This window comes from Selenomonas sp. oral taxon 892 str. F0426 (assembly GCF_000468035.1).
Taxonomy (GTDB): Bacteria; Bacillota; Negativicutes; order Selenomonadales; family Selenomonadaceae; genus Centipeda.
In genome coordinates this window covers 55975-65661 of record NZ_KI260513.1, presented here as the reverse complement: position 1 = coordinate 65661, position 9687 = coordinate 55975, and the positions used below count along the sequence as shown (strand labels likewise).

The following is a 9687-nucleotide window of genomic DNA, read 5'->3' as shown; positions in this document are numbered from 1 at the left end:
GTGACATCGCCGAGGCGAGCGAGAGCCTTGCCCAGATCGCAACGGATCTGCAGAACGAGATCGGACGTTTCCGCGTTTGATCGTAGGAGCGTCCCTTCGAAGGGACATTTGCAGCGGCGCAAATCAAAAAAGGGGCTGTTGCACGAAGTTTTCTAGCTTCGTGCAACAGCCCTTGTCTATGGCAGCGGTATCGCTACAAGCGCCCCTTCCACCGCTTACGCGGTCCCCCTCCCCCGTGTCGCACGGGGGAGGCTAGGATTATGGTATCTTAGCTTCCCCTGTCGCAACGGGGGAAGTGGCGAGTGCAACGAGCCGATAGGGGCGTTCGTGCAACAGCCCCCTTTTCATGCGCTCAGCGGAGCAGGAAGAACAGTGCGGGGTAGACGAGAAAGAAGAATGCAATGCTTGTCGTGAGGAAACCGGAGATCGTATAGTCAACATTGAGGTGATAGAGCTTTGCTGCCGTGACGGAATTGATCGCACCGGGCGTTACCGAGAAGATGAGTATCGCACCTAAAAGGACGGGATCACGGACAAACGGCCAGCTAATTGCCAGCATAAATATCGGGAGAATCAGAAAACGCAGCGCGAAGAGGTCGAGGGTATATGGTGCATAGCGGCGCGCACGGTGGAGGTTGACGAGTGCGCCGACGGGCAGCATGCCAAACCATGCGCCGAAGTGGATGAGTTTCTCGAACGCCATGCCAACTGCGGGCGGCCGCTCGATGCCTGCGGCATTGAGGCCAAGACCCACGGCCATGCCGATGATGCTGAGTTGGTTCCACGAGAGAAAGATGTCGAGAAAGTGCATGTGTATCTTCCCGCCTGCATTATGATTCTTGTGTTGGAGATAGTAGTACTGCGCCATCGGAAATACGGCCAGAACGAGCATGAGCGTCTGAAAGATGCCCATGATCTGTGCATAGGCGAATCCCTGTTCACCGTAGATGATGAAGGCGCAGACACCACCAAGAGTAGTGATGTTGGACATCATTGCATTTGCGAGATAGGCACCGCGATCGAGCGGGCTTCGGTATTTGTGGATGAAGAACGCCCAACCGATGAGTCCCGGGAAGAGAACAATGAGGATGCCGTAGATTGGGATGAGGGCAAGATCCCACGAGATCGGCAGTGTCCAGCAGCTCATGAGGGCAAGTATGGTATAGATGACGATGACATTCAGGCGCAGGATGCGGCTGATGAGCACATCGGAGATCATATTGTACCGATACAGGAGGTAGCCGACAATGAGCGGTGCGAGGAGGTCGGTAAAGAGGTAAACGATACGGAAATAGGAGCTGTCCAAGAGAATCGCTTCTTTCTATGGTGTTTTCGTTCATCCTAGCACAAGTCTCAGAGATTGTAAATTGCTGCAAAACTTCGTGAGATTTTAGCGCAAGAGAGAGGAAAAGGAAGAAAGGGCGGCGAATAATTACGTATATTGTATAGTGTTTTGTTATGACCCCATGACGCTTGATCACATGGGGACCAAAGGGTATTTGTGAGACACCGCGAGGTGCTCCTAGGAGGAGGGGACGTTACATGGCAGTGACAGACAAAGGTTTTGGCGCATACGATGTACGCGGGATCTATCCCGATGAGGTCAACGAGGAGCTCGCTTACCGTGTCGGACGCAGTTTCCCCACGCTGTTTGGCGCAAAGAAGGTTGCTGTTGGACATGACATCCGCCTCTCGGGGCCTGTGATCCGCGATGCGCTCGCAAGGGGACTCACGGAGGCGGGCTGTGATGTTGTGGATATCGGACAGTGCGGCACGGAGATGATCTACTTTGCGACGGCGCATCTTGGCCTCGGCGGGGGTATCATGATCACGGCCAGCCACAACCCAAAACAGTACAACGGCATGAAGTTCGTACGTGCCGAGTCGCGCCCGATCTCGAGTGATACGGGGCTCAAGGACCTCGCGGCCATGGCGGTCGGTGAGACATATCCTGCACCTGCGGCGACGCTCGGGAAGATCGAGAAAGCAGATATCCTAGACGAATACGTCAAACACATCCTCACCTACGTTGATGTGAGCAAGCTGAAGCCGTACAAGATCGTCGTCAATGCGGGCAACGGCGCGGCAGGTCCCATCATCAATGCGATGGAGAAGTTCCTTCCGTTTGAGCTGGTGAAGGTCTACAATGAGCCGGACGGCAATTTTCCGAACGGTGTGCCAAACCCGATCCTTCAGGAGAACCGTGAGGCCACAGCGAAGGTCGTGCGCGAGACAGGGGCGGACTTCGGCGTGGCATGGGATGGCGACTTCGATCGCTGCTTCCTCTTTGATGAAAAGGGCGGCTTCATCGAAGGCTATTACATGGTTGGGCTCCTCTCCGAGGCATTCCTCAAGAAGAACCATGGGGAGAGTGTCATCTATGATCCGCGTCTCGTCTGGAATACGATCGAGATTGCGGAGAGCCTTGGCGGCAAGCCCGTCATGTGCAAGAGCGGCCATGCCTTCATCAAGGATAAAATGCGCGAGGTCAATGCGATCTATGGTGGTGAGATGAGTGCACATCACTATTTCCGTGATTTCTCCTACTGTGACAGCGGACAGATCCCGTGGCTGCTCGTGGCGGAACTGATGAGTGCATCGGGCGGAAAGACACTCTCTGAGCTGATGAAGGCGCGCATGGATCGTTTTCCAACCTCTGGGGAGATCAACAGCAAGGTCACGGATGCAAAGGCGGTCATGGATCGTATCGAGGCGAAGTACGGTTCCTCCGGCAAGGTGACGAAGGTGGATGGCGTCTCGATCGAGTTCGACAACTGGCGGTTCAACCTCCGCATGTCCAACACGGAGCCGGTCATCCGCCTGAATGTCGAGACACGGCAGGATGAGGCATTGCTCAAGGAAAAGACAGACGAACTGCTCGCAGAGATTCGTGCCTGAGCGCAGGAAGGAGATTTTTGATGAGTCTTGTACTGAAATCCGGATTTACCTTTGACTATGACAATCTCTACGGCGCGGGCAAAGTAACAGATGCCGATCTCGCATTCTATGCGGAGGATCTCAAGAAGGCGCATGAGGCGATGAAGGTTATGCGCGAAAAGGGCTTCATCCGCGCCCATCTCTCGAAGGATGGGGAGCCGGAGAAGGTACTCTTCTCGCAGACACCCTATGTCGCGGAGGGGCATATCAACTCGCCCTCGTCCATTGCGCGGCTCAAGGAACTAGGGAAATATGTGCAGGAGAACACTGATGTTGTAATATCGCTTGGCATCGGCGGATCGTTCCTCGGGAACAAGGTGCTCTTTGATGTGCACTGCGGTGAGCTGTGGAACTCGCTCTCGAATGAGCAGCGCAGTAACTACCCTCGCATCTATTTCAGCGGGAACAACATCGATCCGCGGCGTACGGGTGATATCATCAATCATCTAAAGGATGTCGCACAGATCAAGAAAACCCACGGCGGACAGCCGCTGCGCATCATGCTCCTCGTGATCTCGAAGTCGGGCGGCACGCTTGACACGATGTCCAACTTCATGGTGATGTATGACGCGTTCAAAAAGGCAGACAACGTTGAAGTCGAGGTGGTTGCGGTCACCGATCCGAACGAGGAGAAGCCGACTCTGCTCAAAAAGCTCGCGATGGATATGGGCTGGAAGCAGTTCGCCGTGCCGGACGGTGTGGGTGGACGCTTTACGGTTTTTACCGAGGTTGGACTCACGCTTGCGGCGTGCATTGGATTTGACATCGAGAGCTTCCTCGCGGGGGCACGCGACATGGATGCGGCATGTCAAAATGACGATCTCTGGCAGAACCCGGCGATGCTCAATGCCGCACTGAAATTTGCCGCATCGGAGAAGCATGGACGCGATATCGAGGTCATGATGCCCTACGGCGACTATCTGAAGTCCGTCTCTGAGTGGTATATTCAGCTGCTCGCAGAGTCCCTCGGCAAGCAGTTCAACAAGGAGGGCAAGGAGGTCTGCTATGGGCGCACGCCTGTTGTCGCCGTCGGTACGACGGATATGCACGCGCAGACGCAGCAGCATCAGGAGGGCAAGCTCAACAAGGTCGTACAGTTCATCCGTATCGACAAGTGGGCGGATGATCTCGTGATCCCGAACGTATTCCCGGAGGTTAAGAAACTCGCGGATATTGCCGGTGTAACGATGGGGGCTGCGCTCGAGGTCGCACGCCAGTCGAACGCGGATGCGCTCGCATCGAACAAGCGCTACAGTGCTGTGTTCGCACTGCCGGAGCTGAATGCCTACCATCTCGGCGAACTGCTCTACCTGCTCGCGATGTCCGTTGCCTATGAGGGAGAACTCGCGGATGTAGATGCATTCGATCAACCAGGCGTTGAGGCCTATAAGCGCATCATGGGGCCGAAGCTTCAGGCACTGAAGGGATGACTTTATGAGGGGAGGGCTGCTGTACGAAGCGAAACTTCGTACAACAGCCCTTTTCTGCGCTTTGAGAGGGAGGTTCTTGTGATCGAACGGTGGAGGGCGTATTTCAATGCAGTCTCTGCGCGTCAGTGGACGTTTGTCGGGGGTGTTCTCCTGACAGCGTTGATCTGCTGCTGTATCCTATGGCCAGATTCGTCAGAGCCTGTCGTGACTATGCAAAACGGCACGCCAACATCGCCCTCGATGGAGATCACAGGGCTTTCTGCTGCGGCTGCAAAAACGTCGCTGCGAAATCCTTTTTCTGCTGCACATGAGCGGCGCGGAGAGGTTTCTCTCCCCGAGGTCCCTGCGGAGATCAAAGCGAAAGCACAGCCTGCCAGTCCTTCCATCACAGCAGCCCAAACGATCTCCGCATCTATGGGCACGCCTCATGTTCCGCCGCCGGCATCTATCGTTCTGCGAGGTGTGGTGACAGGGGCAGATGGGACACGCATTGCCATCCTGGCACGCGGAGACGAGGGGGCGGCGCTGCGTCTCGGAGAGACATGGCAGGGGCATACACTCCGTACACTGACGGACACAACAGCACTGCTCGATTCTGCCGCCGGTACAATGACACTGACAAGGGAGTAGTCTGCATGAAACGATGGATGATGACGACGGTGCTCACATGGATGCTCCTAATGTCTCCTCCTGCTGAGGCGTCGCCTGTTGCGATTGATGTTACGGGCGGCGATGTTCGTACCGTCCTCCTTGCCGTCGCACGCATGGGGGACATTCCGCTTATCGTCGACGACAGTGTGACGGGAACCGTGACCGCACATCTCATGGGAGAGGGGGAGGAGGTTCTGCGCCTCCTCGCAGCCGCACGGGGAATACATATCGAGCGTCATGGTACGATCCTGCTCGCACTTGCTCCAGATACAAGTGAGGTGACGCGGCGGGTACACAGCTATACCGTTCGCTTTGCCGACCCTGAGGAGTTGGCGCATGCTGCAAATTTATCCCTCACAGGTGAAGGAAAACGGGCAGTCGTGTCGAAAAATATGGATGAGAGATGGAGTAGGGACTCAGATTCTGATTCCAATATCCAGCGGCGTGTTCTCGTCGATCGGGCAACGAATACGCTTCTGTTTTATGGGACAGAGTCTGAGGCTCTTTCCGTGCATGAAATTATTTCTGCACTCGATGTTGTTCCAAAGCAGGTCTCTCTCGAGGCCCGTGTTGTTGCCGTCTCAAAGGAGGCCGCCAAACAGCTGGGCGTGGAGTGGTCATGGTCGTCGCTTCCTCAGTACCCGCGCGTGAGGGATGATGCCTCAGGAACCTGGAAGATCGGCGAACGAAATGCGGGGACCGGCGGAACAAGTGCGCCCGGGATCATCCGCTTCGGCAGGGGGCCGGAGGGGGTGCCTTATGAATTTTACTACTCCGCGGCGATTCGTGCCCTCATCACGGACGGCAGAGCTAAGATGCTTGCGCGCCCCAATGTGACTACGGTACAGGGACGTGAGGCTCTCATCAACATTGGCGCAGAGGTGCCCGTGCCCCGCACAGCAACCTCCAACAGCGTCACGACGACTGGCATTGAGTACCGCGAGGCGGGGATTATCCTGCGCTATACGCCGCGCGTCACAGCGGATGGAAACATTGTCGCACGCGTGCATACGGAGGTCAGCACCCCCGTCTACGTCGATGAACTCAAGGCATATCGGTTTCAAAAACGCAGTGCAGATACGACCGTGCGCCTCCGGGATGGAGAGACCATGGTGATTGGTGGACTCATCGACAGTGATGAATCACGGTCCCTTTCGAAGATCCCGTTTCTGGGGGATCTTCCCGTTCTTGGTGCGTTTTTTCGCTCAGTGCGGACGAGTAAGACTGAGACCGAACTCATGATTTTTCTCACAGCACATGTGCTGGATGAAGGATAAGGAAGAACGGAAAAGAGGAGATGTCAGTGGCAATCAGGATATTACTTGCAGACGATCACGCGCTTCTGCGCCAGGGGATTAAGCGTGTCCTGAACTTTGAGGATGACCTCGAAGTGGTCGGTGAAGCAGAGGACGGTCAGGAAGCGCTCGCGCGCACACTCATGCTCAAGCCCGACATCCTCCTCCTCGACATCAACATGCCGGGCCTCACGGGGCTTGATGTCACGAAGCAGCTCAAACAGGCGCGTTCGCGGACGAAGATCATCGCGCTCACCATTCACGACAGCGACAACTACGTCCTCGAACTCCTCAAGAACGGTGCACTTGGCTATCTGCTCAAGGATGTTGAGCCGAACATCCTCATCAAGGCGATTCATATGGTCAACGAGGGCAACCCTTTCGTTTACCCAAAGCTTGCGGAACGCCTCTTCGGCTCGACGGCCGTATACGGTGATGTGAGCCGTATGGCAAAGGAGATCTGGGATGAGAGCCGCGGCGAACGCCTCACCCCGCGCGAGATGGATGTACTCGGCTGCATCGCCAAGGGGCTGTCGAATCAGGACATTGGCAAGGCCCTCGGTCTCAGTGAAAAGACCGTCAAAAACCATCTCACCAGCATCTTCCACAAGCTCAAGGTCAACGACCGTACGCAGGCACTCGTCTACGTGCTCAAGAACAAGATTGTGACATTGGAATAATATGAAGCGGTTTGTGTCCATACAATGGAACGAGCCGCTCTCTTTTTTTGTTAAAAACACTATCATTTGTCGTTGAGAACAGAACATGCTATAATATCCAGCATGAGGTGAATACGTATGCTGGAAATTTTCCAAGGCTTGATGATACCGTTCATTGGTACGGCACTTGGTGCAGGCTGTGTTTTCTTTTTGAAGGGCGATCTGAACCGCAATGTGCAGCGCGGCCTAACGGGATTTGCCGCAGGCGTCATGGTGGCGGCCTCGATATGGAGTCTTTTGATTCCTGCGATGGAGGGAGCTGCCGAAATGGGGCAGCTTGCCTTCGTTCCTGCGATTGCTGGGTTCTGGGCGGGGACGCTCTTCTTGCTCGTCCTTGATCACATCATTCCGCATCTTCATATGAATGCGAAGAATGCAGAGGGGCCGCACAGCCGCCTCTCACGTACGACAATGCTCGTCCTCGCTGTGACGCTGCACAACATTCCTGAGGGAATGGCAGTCGGTGCGATCTATGCGGGCTGGCTGAGCGGCAGCGAGGGCATCACGCTCGGTGCTGCACTTGCTCTCTCGCTCGGCATTGCGATTCAAAACTTCCCTGAGGGAGCGATTATCTCCATGCCGCTGCGTGCAGCAGGGATAGGGAAGTGGCGTGCGTTCGGCGGTGGGGTCCTCTCGGGCGCAGTTGAGCCGATCGGTGGGGCGCTGACGATTCTTGCAACGACATTTATTATTCCGATTCTGCCCTATGCGCTCGCGTTCGCAGCGGGGGCGATGCTCTATGTCGTGGTGGAGGAACTGATTCCCGAGATGAGCGAGGGAGAGCATTCGGATATAGGTGTGATTTCGTTTGCTATGGGGTTCTCTCTCATGATGATGTTGGATGTGGCGCTCAAATAATGATATACAGAAAAAGAGCCGTTGGCTTTGCCAAACGGCTCTTTTTCTTGGAAAGGGATGCACGCAGGTTGGGAAAGACCTGCGGCTTGAGAAATGGGATGTAAGGGTGTTTGCCTTACAAGAGGAACGCAGGGAGACGTTCCTTAGAGGGATGATCAACAGGGTAAAATGTCGGGGAGGACGTTTCGTATCTCCCTGTTGACATTCGTATTATATCATATTTTTTTTGAAAATTTTGTAACCCAAGTCACATAATAGAGAAAAATATATATTAAGAATAAAATTTGCTTGAAATCTTTCTCGCGGGAGGCGTGCTGATGAAATTTGAAAAATTCTTAGAAAAGAGAGGGGATAATTGCCTCTCCGCAGAGCTCCTACATTGCTTTTTCATGGGAAAGACCGTATAATGTTGAGAAGGAGAATACGCACTGTTTGTTGGCGTATTCAAAGGGGATGGCCCCTTTGTTTGGTGATGAGGAGGAATATTCATGCGTGATTACTTAAGAATTGCTCAGGTTATCGGCCGTGAGATCATTGACTCGCGCGGCAATCCGACGGTAGAGGCGGAGGTTGTTCTCGAGGATGGAACGATCGGCCGCGGCGCATCACCCTCGGGCGCATCCACGGGTGAATTCGAGGCACTCGAACTGCGTGACGGTGATAAGGCGAAGTTCGGCGGCAAGGGCGTTTCCAAGGCCGTCGAGAATGTGAACACCAAGATTGCTCCTGCTCTCTGCGGCATTGAGGCATGCGACATCTATGCCGTTGATCAGGCGATGTTCGATGTGGATGGCACAAAGGATAAGTCTAAGCTCGGAGCAAATGCAATTCTCGCGGTCTCAATTGCGGCATCTGATGCAGCGGCAAAGTCGCAGGATATCCCCCTCTATCGCTTTTTCGGCGGGCTTCAGGCAAACGTCCTGCCTGTTCCGATGATGAACATTCTCAACGGCGGTGCGCATGCATCGAACTCCGTTGACACGCAGGAGTTCATGATCATGCCCGCAGGCGCTCCGACGTTCCGTGAGGCGCTGCGCTGGTCGACTGAAGTGTTCCACGCCCTTCAGTCTCTCCTCAAAAAGGCGGGCAAGACGACGGCGGTCGGTGATGAGGGCGGCTTTGCGCCGGATCTTGACTCCGATGAGGATACGATCGAGCATATTCTCAAAGCAATCGAGAATGCCGGCTACAAGCCCGGTACGGATTTCGTCCTCGCGATGGATGCGGCATCCTCTGAGTGGAAGGATCGCGAGAAGGGCAAGGGCTTCTATCATCAGCCGAAGTCCGGCAAGCAGTTCACGTCGGATGAGCTCATCAAGCATTGGGAGTCTCTCGTTGATCAGTTCCCGATCTACTCGATCGAGGATGGTCTCGATGAGGAGGACTGGGATGGCTGGAAGGCGATGACCCAGGCGCTCGGACATAAGGTTCAGCTTGTTGGCGATGACCTCTTCGTCACAAACACAGAGCGTCTGAAGAAGGGCATTGAGCTCGGCGCAGGCAACTCCATTCTCATCAAACTCAACCAGATCGGCTCTGTCTCCGAGACGCTTGAGGCGATCAAGATGGCCCACAAGGCGGGCTATACGGCGGTTACGTCACATCGTTCGGGTGAGACCGAGGACACTACGATTGCCGATCTCGCAGTCGCACTCAACACGGCGCAGATCAAGACAGGTGCACCGTCCCGCTCCGAGCGCGTGGCGAAGTATAACCAGCTGCTGCGCATCGAGGAGCAGCTCGGCGGCAGTGCAGTCTATCCGGGCAAGCGTGCGTTTAACTTCACAAAGTAAGATA

General features: G+C 55.0%; 8 protein-coding genes. 7 read left to right on the top strand and 1 reads right to left on the bottom strand.

Annotated features, from left to right (window positions below; translation table 11 throughout):
• Positions 1-352 precede the first annotated feature (352 nt).
• Complete coding sequence (locus HMPREF1992_RS00330; RefSeq protein ID WP_021683804.1) at positions 353-1306, bottom strand: AEC family transporter; 954 nt, start codon at positions 1304-1306, stop codon at positions 353-355.
• A gap of 236 nt (positions 1307-1542) precedes the next feature.
• Between HMPREF1992_RS00330 and HMPREF1992_RS00325 the strand changes: the two genes are divergently transcribed.
• From HMPREF1992_RS00325 to eno, 7 genes are all read left to right on the top strand, one after another.
• Positions 1543-2898, top strand: a complete 1356-nt coding sequence (locus HMPREF1992_RS00325; protein WP_021683803.1) for a phosphomannomutase/phosphoglucomutase — start codon at positions 1543-1545, stop codon at positions 2896-2898.
• 20 nt (positions 2899-2918) lie between these two features.
• The gene (locus tag HMPREF1992_RS00320; protein WP_021683802.1) at positions 2919-4367 is read left to right on the top strand and encodes a glucose-6-phosphate isomerase; all 1449 of its coding nucleotides are present in this window, start codon (positions 2919-2921) and stop codon (positions 4365-4367) included.
• 78 nt (positions 4368-4445) lie between these two features.
• Positions 4446-4997: a hypothetical protein gene (locus tag HMPREF1992_RS00315; RefSeq protein WP_037357700.1), complete on the top strand. Its 552-nt coding sequence runs from the start codon at positions 4446-4448 to the stop codon at positions 4995-4997.
• A gap of 5 nt (positions 4998-5002) precedes the next feature.
• Complete coding sequence (locus HMPREF1992_RS00310) at positions 5003-6295, top strand: type II secretion system protein GspD (RefSeq protein ID WP_021683800.1); 1293 nt, start codon at positions 5003-5005, stop codon at positions 6293-6295.
• A 26-nt stretch (positions 6296-6321) separates the two neighbouring features.
• Positions 6322-6993, top strand: a complete 672-nt coding sequence (locus HMPREF1992_RS00305) for a response regulator transcription factor (RefSeq protein WP_037357697.1) — start codon at positions 6322-6324, stop codon at positions 6991-6993.
• A 117-nt stretch (positions 6994-7110) separates the two neighbouring features.
• Entirely contained in the window at positions 7111-7890 is a 780-nt protein-coding gene (locus tag HMPREF1992_RS00300) for a ZIP family metal transporter (RefSeq protein WP_021683798.1), read from the top strand.
• 488 nt (positions 7891-8378) lie between these two features.
• Positions 8379-9683 carry a phosphopyruvate hydratase gene (gene eno, locus HMPREF1992_RS00295; protein ID WP_021683796.1) on the top strand — a complete coding sequence of 435 codons (1305 nt, stop codon included), beginning with the start codon at positions 8379-8381 and terminating at the stop codon, positions 9681-9683.
• Positions 9684-9687 lie beyond the last annotated feature (4 nt).

What these genes read in the sequence shown, in the direction of transcription:
- HMPREF1992_RS00325 (WP_021683803.1), top strand. Translation starts at nt 1,543, where the DNA reads ATGGCAGTGACAGACAAAGGTTTTGGCGCATACGATGTACGCGGGATC.
- HMPREF1992_RS00320 (WP_021683802.1), top strand. Translation starts at nt 2,919, where the DNA reads ATGAGTCTTGTACTGAAATCCGGATTTACCTTTGACTATGACAATCTC.
- HMPREF1992_RS00310 (WP_021683800.1), top strand. Translation starts at nt 5,003, where the DNA reads ATGAAACGATGGATGATGACGACGGTGCTCACATGGATGCTCCTAATG.
- HMPREF1992_RS00300 (WP_021683798.1), top strand. Translation starts at nt 7,111, where the DNA reads ATGCTGGAAATTTTCCAAGGCTTGATGATACCGTTCATTGGTACGGCA.
- eno (WP_021683796.1), top strand. Translation starts at nt 8,379, where the DNA reads ATGCGTGATTACTTAAGAATTGCTCAGGTTATCGGCCGTGAGATCATT.